This is a genomic window from Ensifer sp. CCNWLY38 (assembly GCF_037120565.1).
GTDB lineage: Bacteria > Pseudomonadota > Alphaproteobacteria > Rhizobiales > Rhizobiaceae > Ensifer > Ensifer adhaerens_H.
The window spans coordinates 101,528-119,677 of the sequence record NZ_JBBBBO010000011.1; the positions used below are offsets into that span (position 1 = coordinate 101,528).

Annotated in this window: 13 protein-coding genes; 2 read left to right on the forward strand and 11 right to left on the reverse strand. The window is 61.1% G+C overall.

The window, feature by feature from the left end:
- Positions 1–54 precede the first annotated feature (54 nt).
- The 6 genes from xsc to tauA form a co-directional block, all read right to left on the reverse strand.
- Positions 55–1,830 (reverse strand): sulfoacetaldehyde acetyltransferase, encoded by a 1,776-nt coding sequence (gene xsc, locus V7S54_RS23030; protein WP_336408862.1) that lies wholly within the window; start codon positions 1,828–1,830, stop codon positions 55–57.
- A gap of 34 nt (positions 1,831–1,864) precedes the next feature.
- On the reverse strand, positions 1,865–3,265 hold the full coding sequence (locus V7S54_RS23035) for an NAD(P)/FAD-dependent oxidoreductase (protein WP_336408863.1): 1,401 nt from the start codon (positions 3,263–3,265) through the stop codon (positions 1,865–1,867).
- A gap of 17 nt (positions 3,266–3,282) precedes the next feature.
- The gene (locus tag V7S54_RS23040; protein WP_336408864.1) at positions 3,283–3,669 is read right to left on the reverse strand and encodes a nuclear transport factor 2 family protein; all 387 of its coding nucleotides are present in this window, start codon (positions 3,667–3,669) and stop codon (positions 3,283–3,285) included.
- A gap of 111 nt (positions 3,670–3,780) precedes the next feature.
- Positions 3,781–4,608, reverse strand: a complete 828-nt coding sequence (locus tag V7S54_RS23045) for an ABC transporter permease subunit (protein WP_336408865.1) — start codon at positions 4,606–4,608, stop codon at positions 3,781–3,783.
- A complete protein-coding gene (locus tag V7S54_RS23050; RefSeq protein WP_065375984.1) occupies positions 4,601–5,413 on the reverse strand; it encodes a taurine ABC transporter ATP-binding protein in 813 nt (270 codons plus the stop codon). The genes V7S54_RS23045 and V7S54_RS23050 overlap by 8 nt, the downstream gene beginning before the upstream one ends.
- Before the next feature lie 83 nt (positions 5,414–5,496).
- Entirely contained in the window at positions 5,497–6,513 is a 1,017-nt protein-coding gene (tauA, locus tag V7S54_RS23055; RefSeq protein WP_336408866.1) for a taurine ABC transporter substrate-binding protein, read from the reverse strand.
- Between the two features lie 136 nt (positions 6,514–6,649).
- On the opposite strand from tauA, the gene pdxR reads away from it, so the two are divergent.
- Both pdxR and V7S54_RS23065 read left to right on the forward strand, forming a co-directional pair.
- Positions 6,650–8,155, forward strand: coding sequence for a MocR-like pyridoxine biosynthesis transcription factor PdxR (gene pdxR / locus V7S54_RS23060; RefSeq protein ID WP_336408867.1), 1,506 nt, complete (start codon positions 6,650–6,652; stop codon positions 8,153–8,155).
- A 737-nt stretch (positions 8,156–8,892) separates the two neighbouring features.
- Positions 8,893–10,452 carry an ABC transporter substrate-binding protein gene (locus V7S54_RS23065; protein WP_336408868.1) on the forward strand — a complete coding sequence of 520 codons (1,560 nt, stop codon included), beginning with the start codon at positions 8,893–8,895 and terminating at the stop codon, positions 10,450–10,452.
- 437 nt (positions 10,453–10,889) lie between these two features.
- Here V7S54_RS23065 and V7S54_RS23070 read toward each other — a convergent pair whose 3' ends face one another.
- Genes V7S54_RS23070 through V7S54_RS23090 form a run of 5 tightly spaced genes read right to left on the reverse strand, consistent with a single transcriptional unit; the run spans position 10,890 to position 17,864 of the window.
- Positions 10,890–11,561, reverse strand: a complete 672-nt coding sequence (locus V7S54_RS23070; RefSeq protein ID WP_336408953.1) for a hypothetical protein — start codon at positions 11,559–11,561, stop codon at positions 10,890–10,892.
- A gap of 16 nt (positions 11,562–11,577) precedes the next feature.
- Positions 11,578–12,762 (reverse strand): hypothetical protein, encoded by a 1,185-nt coding sequence (locus V7S54_RS23075; protein ID WP_336408869.1) that lies wholly within the window; start codon positions 12,760–12,762, stop codon positions 11,578–11,580.
- A gap of 35 nt (positions 12,763–12,797) precedes the next feature.
- The gene (locus V7S54_RS23080; RefSeq protein WP_336408870.1) at positions 12,798–13,565 is read right to left on the reverse strand and encodes a TfuA-like protein; all 768 of its coding nucleotides are present in this window, start codon (positions 13,563–13,565) and stop codon (positions 12,798–12,800) included.
- Between the two features lie 8 nt (positions 13,566–13,573).
- On the reverse strand, positions 13,574–14,752 hold the full coding sequence (locus V7S54_RS23085) for a YcaO-like family protein (RefSeq protein WP_442892604.1): 1,179 nt from the start codon (positions 14,750–14,752) through the stop codon (positions 13,574–13,576).
- 43 nt (positions 14,753–14,795) lie between these two features.
- Positions 14,796–17,864 carry an ATP-binding protein gene (locus V7S54_RS23090; protein WP_336408872.1) on the reverse strand — a complete coding sequence of 1,023 codons (3,069 nt, stop codon included), beginning with the start codon at positions 17,862–17,864 and terminating at the stop codon, positions 14,796–14,798.
- Positions 17,865–18,150 lie beyond the last annotated feature (286 nt).

The window sequence follows — 18,150 nt, forward strand, 5'->3', positions numbered from 1 at the left end:
GGGAAGCTCAGCCCGCCCGGTTTTTCCGGGCGGGCATCGGGGCAATCGGTGGGATCACGCCCGCTTCTGCGGGCGCATGTCGGCGCGGTCTATGCCGGCAACCGGTACCGGCTTCTTCATCGCGTCGCGCCGGAAGGGCTCGCCAAGCTCCTGATTGAGGATGACCTCGACGAAGGTCGTCACCCCCTTCTTCTGGTCGGCGATCGCGTTGGACAGCGCCTCGGTGAGTGCTGCGGTGTTATCGACGGCTACGCCCTTCAGACCGCAACCCTCGGCCACCTTGGCGTAGGAGAGGTTGGGGTTGAGCTCGGTTCCGACGAAGTTGTTGGCGTACCAGAGCGTCGTGTTGCGCTTTTCCGCACCCCACTGGTAGTTGCGGAAGATCACCATGGTGATCGCCGGCCAGCCCTCGCGGCCGATCGAGCCCATCTCGTTCATCGAGATGCCGAAAGCGCCGTCACCGGCAAAGCCGACCACCGGGACGTCTGGGCAACCGATCTTGGCGCCGACGATCGACGGGAAGCCGTAACCGCAGGGGCCGAACATGCCCGGTGCCAGATACTTCCGGCCGGCCTCGAAGGTCGGGTAGGCATTGCCGATTGCGCAATTGTTGCCGATGTCGGTGGAGATGATCGCCTCCTTCGGCAGGGCGGCCTGGATCGCCCGCCAGGCCTGGCGCGGCGACATGCGGTTCGGTTCGCGCGAGCGGGCGCTCTCGTTCCATTCCGTACCCGGATCGTCGTCCTCGTGATCCATCGAGGAAAGCTGCTGCTGCCAGGCCGAGCGGGTCTGGTGGATCGTCGCCTTGCGCTCCTCGCGGCCGGCATCGCCCGCCGACGGCGAGAGCAGTTCGAGGATCTGGCGGGCGACCTGCTTGGCATCGCCGCAGATGCCGACCGACACCTTCTTGGTGAGACCGATCCGGTCGGCATTGATGTCGACCTGGATGATCGAAGCGTTCTTCGGCCAGTAGTCGATGCCGTAGCCCGGAAGCGTCGAGAAGGGATTGAGCCTTGTGCCGAGCGCCAAGACAACATCGGCCTTGGAGATCAGCTCCATCGCCGCCTTCGAACCGTTGTAGCCGAGCGGGCCGACCGACAGGCGGTGGCTGCCGGGGAAGGCATCATTGTGCTGGTAGCCGCAGCAGACCGGCGCATCGAGCCGCTCGGCGAGCTTCATGGAATCGGAGATGGCATTGCCGATGACGACGCCAGCGCCGTTGAGGATGACGGGGAATTTCGCCTCCGACAGCAGCTTTGCCGCTTCCGCAATCGCCTGCGGGCCGCCGGCGGGACGCTCGAAGCGAACGATCGCCGGCAGGTCGACGTCGATCACCTGGGTCCAGTAGTCGCGCGGGACGTTGATCTGCGCCGGCGCACAGCCGCGCCAGGCCTTTTCGATGACACGGTTGAGCACTTCCGGGATACGCGAGGGATCGCGCACCTCTTCCTGGTAGCAGACCATCTCTTCGAACATCGCCATCTGGTCGACTTCCTGGAAACCGCCCTGCCCGATCGTCTTGTTGGCCGCCTGCGGCGTGACCATCAGGAGCGGCGTGTGGTTCCAGTAGGCCGTCTTGATCGCTGTGATGAACCCGGTGACGCCGGGGCCGTTCTGGCCGATCGCAACCGACATCGTGCCGGTCGCACGACTGAAACCGTCAGCCATCATGCCGGCATTGGTCTCATGGGCGCAGTCCCAGAACTTGATCCCGGCCCTCGGGAAAAGGTCCGACACCGGCATCATCGCCGAGCCGATGATGCCGAAGGCATGTTCGAGGCCATGCATCTGCAAGACTTTGACGAAGGCTTCTTCGGTGGTCATTTTCATGGGGTGGTTCCTTTCCTGGTATTATTTCAAAGAGTTAGAGGATCTCGTCGCGGAGGTAGTACCAGCGGTACATTCCCCATTGGCCAAGCCTTCGGAACGGCGTCAGCAGTCCGTGGCCCGGCAGGGACGTGGTGAAAATCGGAAGGTCGAGACCGCCGCCCTTGCCGGCAACCATCTGGGCCATGCGGCGGCCGGCCTGGGCGGAGTACATGACGCCGTTGCCGCCATAGCCCATGGCGTAGAACAGCCTCTGGCCCGGATCCGGCTGGAAGATGCGCGGCATCATGTCGTGGCTGACATCGACCCAGCCCCACCAGGAGTAGTCGATATCGATGCCGCGAAGCGCCGGGAACTTGCGGTAGAGACCGGAGAGAAGCAGTTCGAGATGCTTCGGGTTGCTGGCGTCGCGGCCGGTAATGGCGCTGCGGCTGCCGATCTGCACTCGCCCGTCGGGCAGCATGCGGTAGTAATGGCGCAGTGTGCGCGTGTCGGTGAGCGGTATGCGCGCCTTGAAATTCAGCGCCTGCCGTTCGCTATCCGTCAGCGGCCGGGTCACGATCGAGTTCGACAGGATCGGCATCAGCCTGTGACGGGTGAGCGCGTTCATGCCAGGCGAGGTGTAGCCGGCCGTGGCGATGCAGACGGCGCGTGCCCTGACGGTGCCACCGGGCGTCCTCAGATAATGCACGCCGCCCTTGGCGGTGCACTCAAGCACGGGGCTCGACGTATGCACCTTGGCACCCAGCCTGCGCGCGAGCCTCAGATAGCCGAAGGCGAGCTTGGCTGCGTGGATGCCCATACCGTCGGGCTCGTACATCGCCCCGCGCGCTTCCTCGTCGCGGACGAAATCGCGATGGATCTCGTCGCGGGAGACCATACGGGCACGGTAGCCGAAGGTGTCGTTGAGGACACGCACTTCGCTTTCGAGCGCCGGCAGCATCTTGTCGCGGTGGGCGATATAGAGGTGGCCGCCGTCCTGCGGGTCGCAGTCGATTTCCGGCTCGCGGATCAGCGAGCGAAAGAGCTCAAACCCTTCGGAAATCTCGGCGTGCATCTTGCGGGCAATGTCCACGCCCCAGCGGGCGATCCATTGCGAGCGCTTCAGTCGGCCGGCCGAAATCTGCGCCTGCCCACCATTGCGGGTGCTGCACCCCCAGGCGACGCCGTTGGCCTCCAGCACGGTCGCCTTGATGCCGTGCTCGCGGGCCAGATGGATGGCGCAGGAGAGACCGGTATAGCCGGAGCCGATGATGGCGACGTCGACATCGATGTCGCGGGTGACCGGACCGTCGTCCTCCGGCTCCGGGCCGGCGGTGCCGATCCAGTAGGTCGGTGCATAGTCCTTGCCCGTGCCGGGGCTGCGGGCATGGTTGGGATCATAGGCCGGATCAAACGGCTGCCGTGCGGGCTTGAGAGGTGTGGCGCGCAGTTGCATGGCTTTCGCTCCAGCCGTCAGTAGCGGGGTTGCAGGACCGGGCGGTTCTTGCGGAACGCCTGCTTGCGCACGATCTTGCCGTTGCGGAAGGTGAAGAGGTCGCAGCCCTCGGCCTCGATGCGGCTGCCGTCGGCGGCCGTGCCGGAGAAGGTCCATTCGGACACGCCGCGGTCACCTTCGACGAAATGGCTGTGATTGCCCCATTCGGCATCCGGCATCGATGTCCAGACGCCGCTGAAGGCATCGGAGATCGGACCAGTGCCGACGAAGCGGTTGCCGTAAACCTCCGGGCCGCCGACCGCGTTGAACACGCAGTCCTCCGAGAAGAAGTGCATGACCCCATCGATGTCGTGCCGGTTGAAAGCATCGAACAAGGTTTTGAGATCGGTTGCAGAGAGTGTCATCTTCCTGTCCTTTGGCTTGGTCGCAAGGCATGGCTTCGCCGGAGACGGGAAACGCCGTCTTCAAAGGCCGCCAGGCCGGGGTACGAATGGAGTGTCGAAGCTGACGCCTGTTTAGAGGCGGCCCTTCCAGGGGATCAGCGCCTTTTCGAGGTAGCGGATCAACAGATCGAAGGCGAAGGCGAAGATGCCGATGATGAAGATGCCCATGATCACCGTGTCGCTTTCGAGGTTTTCGGCTGCGTTCAGAACCATGAAGCCGAGGCCTCGGTTGGCAGCCACCATTTCCGCCGCCACCAGGGTCGTCCAGCCGACACCGATGCCGATGCGCATGCCGGTGAAGATCTCGGGCAAGGCGGCCTTCATAATGACCTGGCTGATGACCTGCCCGCGGGTGGCGCCCATCGCATAGGCCGCGTGGATCTGTTCGGTGGAGACCGAGCGCACCCCTGCCCTTGCCGCGATCGCCATCGGCGCGAAGATCGCCAGATAGATCAGGAACACCTTCGGGAACTCGCCAATGCCGAGCCAGATGATGACAAGCGGCAGGTAGGCAAGTGGCGGCAGCGGCCGGTAGAATTCGATGATGGGGTCGAACAGACCGCGCACGAAGCGGTTGACGCCCATCAGGATGCCGATCGGAACCGCCGTCACCAGCGCCAACAGGAAGGCACCGAAGACGCGACTGATGCTGGCGAGCGTGTGCTCGATCAGCGTCGAGTTCGAAACACCGTCCGTTAGCGCCAGCATGAACTTGTCCCAGACCGAAAGCGGCGATGGCAGGAACAACGGCTTGACCCAGCCGGACTCGGTAACGAGGAACCAGAGCGCAACGATCACGATCGTCGTTGCGAAGCTGATCAATCCGCTGCTTCCGTCACCCGGAGCGCCGAAGATCTTGCCGGCCTTGGCGGGCCTGGCCCGTGTCACTCTGTCAAGCATGGGCCACCTCCGGGTTGCCGGACGCACGTTCGTCGCCATAGATGATGCCGAGCACCTCCTCGCGCATGCGGATGAATTCCGGGCTGGACTTGATCGCGCGGGCATTGCCCTCGGCAAGAAAACGTTTGTTGAAGTTGAGCTCGTAGGTGTGGGTGATGCGGCCTGGACGCGGTGACATGACGATCAGCCGCGAGCCGAGGAACAGCGCCTCCTCGACGCTGTGCGTGATGAAGAAGAACATCTTGTTGGTGAGCTGCCAGACCTTGAGCAGCAATTCCTGGATCGTCTCGCGCGTCAGCGCGTCAAGGGCCGCCATCGGCTCGTCCATCAGGAGCATGGCCGGGTCACAGGTGAGCGCCCGCGCGATACCGACGCGCTGCTGCATGCCGCCTGAGAGGTGATAGATCATGTGGCGGTGGAAGTCCTGCAGGCCCACCAGAGCCAGGTTCTTGGTCGCAAGCTCCCGCCGGGTCGCCTTGTCGACACCGCGCAGCTTGAGGCCGAATTCCGTGTTCTCGATCACGTTCAGCCAGGGCAGAAGCGCGTGCTTCTGGAAGACCACGCCGCGCTCCGCACCCGGTCCGTTGACCTGGTGGTTGCCGAGCGTGATGTCACCTTCCGAAGGCGCCATGAAGCCCGCCATCAGGTTGAGCAAGGTCGTCTTGCCGCAGCCAGATGCGCCGAGGGCGACGACGAAATCGCCGCTGTTAATGGTGAGATTGACGCCTTTCAAGGCGATGATCGCCTGATCCGAGTACAGGCCCGGGTAGGTCAGACTGATGTTCCTGACGCTCAATGTTTCCATGAGAAATGCCTCCCTGCACCTCGGTCACGGTCTATGATGGTGCGCCGGCCGCTCCTCAGGGCCGGCGCAGTCGAGAGAGTAGCCTATTGCGCCGCTGCCTTGGCAAAGTCGGCGTTCACGTAAGGGCCGTAGTCGTCGAGCGCGTTGCTGATCTGCTTCTGCTCGACCAGGAACTTGGCGCTTTCGGTCAGCGCCCGCGTGGCGCCACCGCCCAGCCAGACCTCGGAGGCCTGCTCGTCCGCATTCGGGAACGAAAGCAGGCGCAGAGCCTCCACCGTGCTCGGGCCATCGCCGCCGATCAGCTTGACGATGCCCTCCACCTGCGGCGATTCCTCCGTCCACGCCGCCTTGTTGGCGTTGTAGTCGGCGTAAGCTTGCGCCAGAACCTTGGTGAAGGCTTCCATGAGTTTCGGGTTCTCCGCGGCCCAGGCCTTGTCGACCACCAGCCCGTCGAAGGTCGGCACGCTCGCAGCCCCGATCACTTCGGAATCCGAGATCGTCTTGCCGGTCTTCTGAATTTCGGAAAGCGCCGGCGGCCAGACATAGGCGGCATCGATATCGCCGCGCTGCCAGGCGGCAACGATCTGCGGCGGCTTCAGGTTGAGGATTTCCACTTCGCGAGGATCGACGTTCCAGACCTTGTTCATGCCGACAAGCAGATGGAAGTGCGAGGTCGAGACGAAGGGCACGGCTACCTTCTTGCCCTTGAGGTCCGCGGGCGTTTCGATGCCCGACTCGTCGCGGGCGACAAGCGCCTCCGACTGGCCGATATTGTCGAGGATCCAGAAGAGCTGCAGTTCGACCCCACGCGTTGCCGCTGAAGCAGTACCGGTCGAACCGAGAACGCCGATCGGCACGTCGCCCGAGGCGAGCGCCGTGGTGATATCGCCGGCCGAGCTGAACTGGCGCCAGTCGATCGCATAACCCGCTTCCTTGGCGGCAGCATCGAAGCGGCCATCGGCGATCGCGGCGACGAACGGGCCGACGATCTGCTGATAGCCGACGACGACCTTCGTCTCCGCATAGGCGACGCCCGATGCGGCAAGGCTCGCCACGATGCTGGCCGCCGCGGCCAGTCGTCTGAAATGTCCATGTAGCATACTTCGTCCTCCTCTTTGATTGTTCCCTGACCGTTTTTCCGGTCTTGCTGATGACGATAAGGCCGGGATCCAGCTTGCGTTATATCCAGATTGGAAGTTGAATAGATCCAGATTAGCGTCGTTGGGGGGCGGCGGCGTGCAAATAACCGTTTCCGAAACCATCTTCTTCATCGACCGCGAAAGCGGGATCGGCCTGCAGGCGCAATTGCGCGAGACGATCGTCTCGGCCGTGCTGGCCGGCCGGGTTCAGCCGCACGCCCATCTGCCATCAACGCGCAAGCTCGCCGACTATCTGCAGATCTCGCGCATCACGGTAACCCTCGCCTATCAGGAACTGATCAACCAAGGTTATGTCGAAGCCGTCAACCGCAGTTCCTACCGGATTTCCGGCAACCCGCCCGGCATGGATGTGGAGGGCAACCGCCCAGCGGCCGGCGCGGATCCGGTGGACTGGAGCCGCAAGATCAAGATGAATTTCGACGTGGTGCGCCAGGTGCCCAAGCCGCTCGACTGGCGACGCTATCCGTTTCCCTTCCTTTATGGCCAGATGGATCCGACACTCTTTGATCTCAACGCCTGGCGCGATTGCGCCCGCCGAGCCCTGGCGCGGGAAGACTTCGTGCTGATGGCGAGCGACTTTGCCGCTGCCGACGACGTGCGGCTCGTCAACTACATCTGCTCGCGCACGCTGCCGCGGCGCGGCATTCATGCGACGCCGGACGAAATCCTCGTCACCGTCGGCGCGCAGAATGCGCTCTGGATCGTCACCCGATTGATCCTCGACAAGGGCTCCGCCGCCGTCTGCGAAAACCCGTGCCACCCGGATATCAGCGCGTCGCTGCTCCTCAGCGGGGCCGATGTCACGACCGTCGACGTCGACCGCGAAGGCCTGTCGCCGGATGCCCTGCCGGAGAAGGTCGACGCCGTCTTCGTGACGCCGAGCCACCATTCGCCGACAGGCGCAACGATGCCGGTTGATCGGCGGACGCGACTGCTGCAGGCCGCCGAGGAGAAGGACTTCGTCATCGTCGAGGACGATTATGAATTCGAGATCAGCTTCCTCGCCCCTCCCTCGCCCGCGCTGAAGGCGCTCGATCCGACGGGCCGCGTTCTCTACATCGGCAGCTTCTCGAAATCGCTTTTTCCCGGGCTTCGGCTCGGTTATCTCGTCGCTCCCGCGCCCTTCATCCGTGAGGCGCGCGCGCTTCGCTCGCTGATGTTGCGCCACCCGCCCGGCCACCTGCAGCGCACGGCTGCCTATTTTCTGGCGCTCGGGCATTATGACGCCGTGCTGCACCGCATGCGCACCGAGTACCACAAGCGCCACGTGCTGATGGCCGAGGCGCTGCGCCGGGAGAATCTGACGATCGCCGGCTCCTCGGCCTTCGGTGGCACGTCCTTCTGGATGGAAGGGCCGGAAGGACTCGACGCCGACCGGCTGGTCAGCGAATTGCGGCAGGACGGGGTTCTGGTCGAATCCGGCTCGCCCTTTTTCCCAAGAAGCGACCAGCCTTGCCGCTATTTCCGCATGGGATACTCGTCCATTCCGAGTACGAGCATTTCCGAAGGCGTCGCCCGCGTTCGCGCCCGCATCGACGTACTTTCTTGCGGCAGCAACGACGAGAAATTCGTTGCGAAGTGAAGGCCTCGGGCGACAGATGGCCAGTCGTTGAGTGGCAACCCCACGCCCGAGCCGAACAAGCCCCTGACTTTGCTACCAAAACTGCGGCAAGCCGCCCGCGCGCCTGATCGTGCAGCTGTAGCATTTCAATATTGTCGACAATCATCAAACATGTCGTATCCAAAATTGTCGACAAATACGTTGACAAATACTTTTGGCGTGCGATGGTTCCGATCAGCAGCAACGAGCTAGGGAGGAGCAGGTTGATGCAAGGTCTTTGGAAGACGACGCGCCGGCGTATCCGCGCGACTTTCGGGGAAGAACACCAACGCCGACCCGCGCCACCGGGCGAGCTAGCCTGACACCTCTACATTCGATCCCCGTTCCCACGTCCCAAATCGAACCTGAGCTCTTCAACCGCACCCACGAAGGGGTGCGGGGACGAGCCTGTGTCCAGGCGGTGCGTGCGCTGGCTATCGAATGAGCTGATCGACAACCGGACTTGGCGTTTCCAAGCGTCGCCGGGGGTTTCGACATGACTGCCTCGCTGGCCAGGGAGGGGCGTTCCTCGCACGAACTGTCGATGGTCCGGGCGGCAACCGACAGATCGACCCGGTCATGCCTGCGCCGACGACGGGCCGCGCCACCGCCGACCCGTATCTTGCGACCAGATGTACGGCCGGCAGGCCGTCATTGCCTCTTCAAGAAGAAGATTCCCGTTCAGGGGACAGGTGACCTCAACCAAGGAGAACAGCAGAATGCTCAAGAAATTAGTGCTTGCAGCCGTCATGTCGGCTGCGCTTTCCGCGCCGGGCCACGCGGAAACGCTCAAATGGGGTGCTTCGCGCGATATCTATTCGCTCGACCCTTATTCTTATGGCGACAGCTATACGCTGTCCTTCCTCAACCACGTCTATGAGGGGCTCGTCCGTTTTGATGCCGAACTGAAGATCGAGCCGGCACTGGCGACGTCCTGGGAGACCGTATCGGACACGGTCTGGCGGTTCCATCTGCGCGAAGGCGTCAAGTTTCACGACGGGGCCGATTTCAGCGCGGACGACGTGATCGCCTCCCTCACGCGGGTTAGTGATCCCGACTCACCGCTTCGCGGCAACCTCCCCGCCTACAAATCAGCGATGAAGGTGGACGACCACACCGTCGACATCGAACTCACCGGCCCCTATCCGCTGCTTCTGAACGACCTGACGAACATCCACATTTTCGACGCCACCTGGCTGACCGAAAACAACTCGCTGAAGCCAACGGACGTCGGCAAGAAGATCGAAGGCTACGCCACTTACCACACCAACGGCACCGGTCCGTTCAAGCTCGAGAGCCGCGCGCCCGACAGCAAGACCGTTCTCATCAAGAACGATGCGTGGTGGGACAAGTCGCAGTCCAACATCGATCGCATCGAGTTCACGCCGATCGTCTCGGCCGCGACGCGCGTCGCCGCATTGCTATCGGGTGAGATCAACTTCACCGAGAACGCGCCGGCGCAGGATCTTCCGCGCCTGGTGGCGCAGCCGGATCTCAAGGTCATGGAGCGCACGGACCTGCGCACCATCATGATGGGCTTCAACCGCAAGCCGAAACTGGCCGACGGGGTCGACAACAAGTTCAACGACCTGCGTGTCCGCCAGGCCGTCGCCCACGCGCTCGACAAGGAACTCATCCAGAAACGGGTGATGCGCGGCAAGTCGAGAACGGCGGGCGCGATCATTGCGCCGGAAATCCCCGGATATAGCGAAGCGCTCGACAAGGTCGTGCCGTTCGATCCCGAAGTGTCGAAGAAGCTTCTGGCAGAAGCTGGCGCAACCGACCTGCCCTTCACTCTCGTCTGCACCAACGAGGCCTATGTCAACGAGGAGGAGCTTTGCCAGAGTATCGTCAACATGCTGAGCCGCGCCGGCTTCAAGCCGCAGCTTGACATCGGCCCGACGGCCGCACAGGCACCCAAGCGCACGGGTGGCCTCTCTGACGTCTACATCATCGGTTGGGCGAACGAGCCGATGCTCGACAGCTACTCGATCCTGCTCCAGATGATCGAGACTAGGAGCGATAAGGCGGGCGTCTTCAACTGGGGTGGCTGGAGCTATCCGGAGATTGACAAGCTCGTCATCCAGGCGTCGACCGAAATGGATCGGACGAAACGGCTCGAGCTGCAGACCAAGGCACTCCAGATGGTCAAGGACGAAATGATCATGTTGCCGTTGCACCAGCAGCCCATGGCCTGGGTGATGAGCAATAAGATCGACCGGGTCGCACAGCTGGCGGACAACAAACCGCGCCACTGGCTGACTCATTTCGCGGAGTAACCCTCGCGGAGCCGGAACGGCCAGGCGTTCGGGCTCCTGCTCGACCTGCGAGGGCGGACCAACAGATCCCCGCCCTCACCTGCCCGGCCGCGCCAGCGACCGGGCAAAGTCGATGATGTCGCCTCTCGCTGCGGTCGGAAGCTTTCGAACAGTTGGGGGCGGGTGATCCCCATACAGTCGCGTCATTTGCAGCTCGTTGGTCGAAACTCGGACGATCGGCTCGCGAGTTTCCACCTGAGGCGAATGCTTCGGTGAGACCGGCGCCACAATAGCCATTTGATTGCGTTGCTTGCCCGCCGGTCTGAACTCGCCGACGTAGCGTCGTTCATTGCAAAAGTCTGTCCGGTCCGGCGAAAATCGCGCAGTTGCCAAGCTGGAAGATTGGGAACTCATCGGGTGTCAGGCCATGAGCTCCCGAGGAAAAAAGGGCACTCCCGTCAGTCCCGCTGCCGCTGTGGGGCCAACGCCATCGTCTGCGCATAGGCGAGCGGCGACCGGTTGCCTGGCAGATTCTCGTCCAGCACCAAAGTCTTGAGATTGTCGGCGCGGATGTCGAGAGATATCGCACGTTCCAGCTTGTCGATCGACCAAACAGCATAGCCGAATGCCGGATCAAATCCACAATCGCAGCCGCAATCGCCCTTGGCGATTGCCGTCGGCCTTTCGGATAGGCACATGATCTGCGGCTTTGGCAGCTTGTAGCAATGCCCCTCATAGGCATAGCCATAAATCACGCCAATGCTATTAATATATTCTACTTCACCACCCAAAGTAACAGGAAGGAAACTATAGTCCTTTCCATCAAATACTGCGATTGTTACTCCATCCCCCACGATGCCAGAGCTTTTCTTTATGTAATCAATAAGCTCTACAATCATTCTATTTATATCATCAACTATTCCCTTATCCTCAATAGATCGCAGCTTATCTTCAATCCCCTCTAAAATTTCTCTAATATTGTTATCTTTATTCTTCTTTTCATAGAACTTTGTCGGGCGTCCATATAATCTAATATCTCCTGGGCGATACGATTTATATTTAATTACATCTTCTAGGTCCTTTGCTTCTACAGGTTTTCCAACAACGGGATTAACACAGCAGCCACTCATCTTTCCCTCCTTTGTTTCACCGTGAAGCGGTGATTTCACGCCAGGCAAAATTCTCTTCGAGCAGTTCAGCCGCCGGCCCGTCCGCCGAGGCGACGATGGCGTCTGCCGCCTGCTCAAGGCGCAGTGTGTTCAGATCGAGTGTGCTCAATGACGTCGCGAGTGCCGCACCCACCGCGTCTCGCGCGGCGGTCAATGCCAGCTTGAAATATAATGGCTTGGTGCTGAAGGCCTCCGCGGTCGCCTGCCGAAATGTATCAAATTCGTCCCGCGCCAGTTCCCGGATATCGACATCCAGAAGCCGCCTGTCGGCGCAACCATTCGCAACCAGATCGCGATGATAAAGCGCAACGATGCTATCGAAGATGGCACCAACGAACGGCAGCGCGCGGTCGTGCACCTCGCGGGTAGTGGCGGACATTCGCCGGAAATTGGTGGCCAGGCGGATCTGCGTTTCGGGGCTCGTTTCCGCAAAACGGTTCAGTTCGTTGTAGAGCAGCAGATTGCCTCTCGTTCGCCGCAGGAGCCGGTCAATCGCGGAATCGAAATGCAAGAACGAGATCAGTGAAACACAGTCCGAAAAGGCTTCGGAGAACGAAAAGAAGTCGCTATCGGGCGATGTCACTGTTGGCACGCCCGTCTCCGAGAGCATGATCAGATGCCCGACCTCGTGCGCGATCGTGTCGAAATTCAATGCGTAGGGTCTCAGGATTCCGTCGACGTCGGACCAACCCAGTTCCAGAAAGCCGTAGCCCGCTTGAGCATTGTCCCAATCGACAAATGGAACGATCTCTAGCCTTGGGAAGGTCTGATCGAAGAACCAGTGGACCCGTCGCCCCAAATAGCTCTGCCAAATGTCGAGAACGAAACGCACGCAGGCGTAGGCGTGAACAGCAAGAAATGGACGTGAAGTTGGATCGACGTTGTCGAAGTGACGGTCCGGACCCGGCGTCACCGGCGCTCGCTTCGCTCCGCCGAATGGCGGCAAGCTCGCGAGGCCATAGGGCTGCTTGTCATAGAGCGGATCCGCGACATACATGGAGAGGTCGCTCGGGCCTTCGCCTATTTCGTCGCGTGGTATCGATAGCCACACACGATCGGGCTGTTCGTATCCGGGAATGAAGGGGGGCTGGGGATAAATCCAAAAGCGCGTGCCGACACGCGCATTTCCAGAGTCGAGGGCATCGTCCCGAAGCAGACGCATCGCACAATTGCCCCCCTCGATTGAAAAATCTGGGATTAAGGATTCAATTTATAAGTGTTTGCTAATTTTGAGTCAATGCCGCCCGCCTCAAGATCCCGGACAAAGGTGTTCGTTGCAACCCACGCACAGCTCACGGGCCCCGCATTTTCCTGCATCACAAGGGCCCGCGCGCTTCGTAGTGCCAGGAGGGCGTCCAGTCTTTTTTGTCCCACCATCTCCTTGCGCAGCTCTTTGAACCTCTCCTCCTGCCATCCCGCATCCCGTAAAATCGCATCGAACCGGCGCTCTCGAAAGTTCATGTTTCGCGCCATTGTGGCGAGCAAGTCGCGCTCGGCTGCCGATATGAAACTCCGGCGTGTCAGGTTGGCGAACGTCCGTTGGAGATCGACCAGTGCGTCTGTCAAAGGAAGAAAGCCAAGCTCCGCCGGTCCCGAAAGAACGGCGACCGCATCATCGGGAGCAAGCCGCCAGCGCCGATACCACCTGTAAATCAGGCCGACACCGATCATGCCGAATTCACTGAGCTCCGCCGCCCTGAGCGCGCCCATGCTTGCCGCGCCGATCACGACGATCCCCTGTGCCATCGCCCAGAGGATTTCCTTGTGTCGGACAGCCGGCCTGTCCTCGAATTGCCCGTCGATCAGGACCATCGCCCGCGGGCGGAATGCGTGGGCGGCAAGCAGAATGTCGCCTTGCGCGGCGGGCTGCAGGTAGACGGCGTCGAGAACCGGCTCCGCCTCGCTCAACCGAAGCGTCGGACCAAGAAACACCAGGATCGGACCTTTCTCGCTCGCATCGACCATGTGAACACTCACCGCAGGATGGAAAAGGGAATGGCTCCCGGAAGGATGGTTCTCACGCACTGAACGCCTGTTTCGACGTCCGCTCCCACCGGCACGGCCAATATGGGCCCCATGCCGGCGGATAGGACGCTGTCGATGAGCGCGCTGAGATCCGGAACGGCGCGTGCTTCGATTGCCGGGTGCGGCAACCGGGACGTGTCGATAAGAATAAGCTGACGGGCCTTGGCGACGACAGCATCGGTGCTGCGTCTGTAATGCTCCCGGGTTTGATCGTCGCGCGCGCCCGATATCGCCCCGGCCCGCGCTGACAGCGCTTCGAGCATCGCGCTCTGCGCTGCCGCGGCGATGCTCGGTCCTGCCGCGTAGCCCTCGGTCGGAAGAGCAAGGATCGGTTCGCCGGGGCCGGTTTCGATCGTCTGGCACCAGACCACTGGGACATCTGCCGGCGAAGGAGCTAGCCAAAGGCCGAAGGAAATATGGTGCTCGCCCACAACGGACAGTATGTGATCAACTCCGTCACCTAGCCCGAACGGGGAAATGCGCATTCGATCGAAGAAGCCGTGGGTGGCGAAGGCGCGCGCGATAGCGTCGCGCTCGATACACTCGAACAATCCATGCACAAATGCACCGAAGACGGTCATATGACAGGCGAGACCCGTGGTCGTGCGCATGAACAGGCCATCATGGGCGGGCGGCGGGTCCGTGTAGCAGGTGTGAACGAGTTCCAGGGGGACCGATTGTGGCAAACCAGCCGTGATGTCGACGCCTGTGATCCAGGGTATCGTCCTTGCCCGCCAGTTCCCACGGCGATCAGGTGCCAGAAGGTTTTCAAACAGGCCGTCGGCGATGTTGAGTTCATCCGTCGTGGTGGAAAATACCCGCTCCGACGGAATGGCTTCGGCGTAGAACCGCTCAAGCGATTCCATGATCGCTCCCACCGCCGCTCCCGCCATGGAAAGACCGCGCCCGAGCGACGTGACTTCAGAGAGAGCGGCGGGTCGAACGGCTTGAGTCACCGGCAGGCCGATCCGGTCAAGTCCGGTCAGATCACCGAGCCGGGTTATGCCCGTGCGACGGCAGAGCGGCAAAATCGCGCGCAAGCATTGCTCGGCCTCTTCGAGGTGCGCGGGGGGAGAAAGCGGATTATTAAAGCCGGCAAGTATGGCGTCGCGAAAACGCGCAAGCATCCCCTCAAGGTTTGACGGATCGTCGGTTTTCTGCCTCGTTGGTTCAATGTTGAACGGCAACGCCAAGCTCCTGCATTGAATGTCTCGCCCGTCGCAGAAGTGCCTTTGCTCCTTGACTCTCGGCGATATCTAAGGCTGAGCGCAGGTCGAGGATGATCGGATCCTGTGTGGTGCTGCCCTGAGCCTGAAGAACGGCGCGGCGCCGGTAGAGCTCCGCGAGCCAATAGGCATGACCGGTTTCCCTAGCCTTTTCGATCGCGTCATTTGTGACCTCGATCGCTGACTCATCTTTGCCAGCTTGCCCGAGCAGCGTGGCGTGCATGTAGAGATAAATCGGGAGATCTGCGACGACACCGAGGCTTCTCAAGAGCGACAGCCCCTCGAGAAACATCGCATGCCCGCTCATGAGGCTTTCCCCATGCGCTAGAGCCCATCCAGCAAACAGCAGCGACAGGCCGGACAGCGACTGCATCTCATGCAACTTCGCGAAGTCTGCCATTCTTTTGGATATTTCGGTAAGGCGCCCATAGTCGTCCCGGTAAAACGCAGACACCGCTTCCGTATCAAGCGAATGCGCCTTGCTCGGTGCATGTGATATCCGGTCAACGAAAGCGACCATCTTCGAAAGAGCCGAATCCGATGCTTTCGATTGTCCTGTCAGCCACAGCGAAAGGGCCAGTTGCCCTAGACCGCACACCTTGGCGTCATGGCCGCCAAATAACGTTCGGTTGGTTTTCGCCGATTGCTCATCATAAAGCGCCAGTCCGGCCTTAATCGCATCCTGGGCCTCTCGATGGTGGCCAAGGTTAAATTCAATGGCCCAGATGCAATGGTTCACCTGGAGCTTGATCTCCGGATCTTCCGTCCCAGCCTGCATCGCCCGCACTTGCAGTGCGCGTTCGCGCATAACGCGAAAATCTGTGCCCGTCAGCCACCACCCCCAATAGATCGGAAACCATCTGGATTGCTCTTCCATCGGTTGCCGCCGGGCGATGGCAACGCCATCCTCATATAACTTGCGAGCCGGAGGTGAGTTCAGTCCGACAAGGCCGGTCAAAACTGGGCCGAGCGAAGTCAGCGCGGATAGCTGCAGTGTTTCGATCGCATGTCCCTTGCCGAACCGGTCGCAGATCTCCACGGCGTGCTCCAGGTAGTTGCGCGCCTCTACCATCGCCGATCGGCTCGAGCTTTCCTTGCCTGCCGCAGTGTACAATTCGATTGCACTTTCGATGAAGCCCGCTCGTTCCGCATGTTCGGCGAGCGTTCCGGTGTCCATCCAAGCCGCCATTTGGCGGTTTTGACTGACAGCAACGAACAGCCGCCGATGCAATGCCTGCCGCTGCCTGCGCAAGAGCCCGTTGTAGATCGTTTCCTGAATCAAAACGTGCCGGAAACCGTAGGCGATATGCCCTCGCGTCCTGATCCGCACAAGGAACCCTGAATCACTCAAGGTATCGGCGGCCTTGACCAAAGACTTTTTGCCCAGTCCTGGCAGCAGCTGGCGCAGCAATGACAGCGTGAACCGGCTGCCCGCAACTGCTCCCGCTCGCGCCACGTCTCTGGCCGTGCCCAGGTGGTTGAGGCGTGCATCCAGTATTTCCTCGAACGCCGACACATGGCTGGGTTTAACGTTTTCCGACAGGCTCATAGTGTCTGCAGCAACGTTCTCCGAGACCCATTGGCAGATTTGCTCGATAAAGAGCGGAACGCCGCCGGATATCCTCTCGATAACGTCATAGAGCTCAGGAAGCATGCCCCGCCTCTGCTCCGGCCATCTTGCCTCTATCGCCCGTCGTGTTTCGTCACGATCAAGCGGGAGCAGCGTCAGCCGCGTTGGGTTGGCCACGTCCAGCCAGTCCGACGCAAACCCGAGACGTGAGGTCGCGACGAGGAGAATAGGAAGTTGGCGTGCAACCCGAGCGGCCTCCACCAGCAAATCCCGGGAGGTTGGATCGATCCAGTGGATGTCTTCGACAGCCAGAACGATCGGCCCATTCGCGCACAACGCCGCGAGTGCGCGAAACACGGCGCGATGAGCCTTTTCCCGGATGGCTTTGGGGTCATTGTCGGCGAGCCGTTGATTTCGTCCCAGCGCACCCAGCAAATACGCGAATGTTTCAATAGTCTCTGCGTCGCGAATACCGTTTCGTTCAAAGGGGGTTGCTACAGCGGAGGCCGACAGACCCAGTTGATCGTCTTGTCCAGACGTTGCGCCCATAAGACTGTTCAACAGGGGATGCAGCGTAGAGCGATGCCCCCCGGGCAGGCACTGAAAGAAGTACAGCCCTGATCGCCGGTCGCGCGTCATCTTGCGGACTTCCCGCAGAAGCCGCGATTTTCCGATGCCTGCATCTCCTTCGAGCAGGAGTATTTCGCCACCTTGCGCGGGGACCTTTTCCCAACAGGCGGCGATCGTGTTCAACTCGCTTTCGCGGCCAATGAAGGGGCCGCCAAGGCTCCCGAAGGCGTAGAACCTGTCGACATCAATCTTGTGCCCGAGCGCGCGCCATACCTTCTCGGGCACGGTGAAGCCCTTGAGCGTCCTGGCGCCTTCGAACACGAAGGCATGCGACCTACCCGCCAGGTCGCGCGTGTCCTCCGAAACGAAAACGCTGTCTGGGTCGGCAATCTCTTCCAGACGGGTGGCTATGGCCAGTGCAGCACCGGTAACCGGTTCCCCCTTCTCCTCCTGCGTCTCTTGGATAAGAGCGACGGATGTCGCGATCCCGACGCGAACGTGCAAGTCGTCGCGCCCGGCTTCCCGGCCAACGCGCGCGCAGCCTTCGACGATCCCGAGACCCGCGCGAATGGCGAGCGATGCCGCATCCTTCGCGCCCAACTCGATCGGAAAGAGCGCCACGCCGCCATCTCCAGCCTCAAGCTGCATGACGCCGGAATGAGAGATTATCGCGTGTTTCGCTGCATTCTGAAAGGCAACGATCAGTTCCTGATAGTCTTCTATGTCGAGCAGGTGGAGAAGTCTCGTCGACCCGACGAGATCATAACAGAGGGCGGTGACGATCCGCCGCTCGCCCCCATATTCGGACAGGCGTCCCTTGCGACCCGAAGGTTTTGTCGGTTGTCGTGGTTTGTTGACCCGACTTTCGAGCATCCGCCACCCCCACCGCTCGCGTGTATGATGGATTAGGAATATATAGCATAAGCGAGCGGCGTTCGCGTAGGAGCAGCAATTCTATCGGGCGGCCGCATGCCCCCAAAGCTGTATTCGTCGAGCGCCTTGCCTGGCTTAACGCTTGAGGTTCCAGCCATCGGTTTACTGACCTTTGGTTTGCGGAAGGATGCAGTATAGCCCGTATGCATCCGCTGGTGACCGGCCCATTCAATAAGTGAAACTTCCGCCTAAACCGGCGAAGCCCGTTTCAGTCCAGCATTGAAGA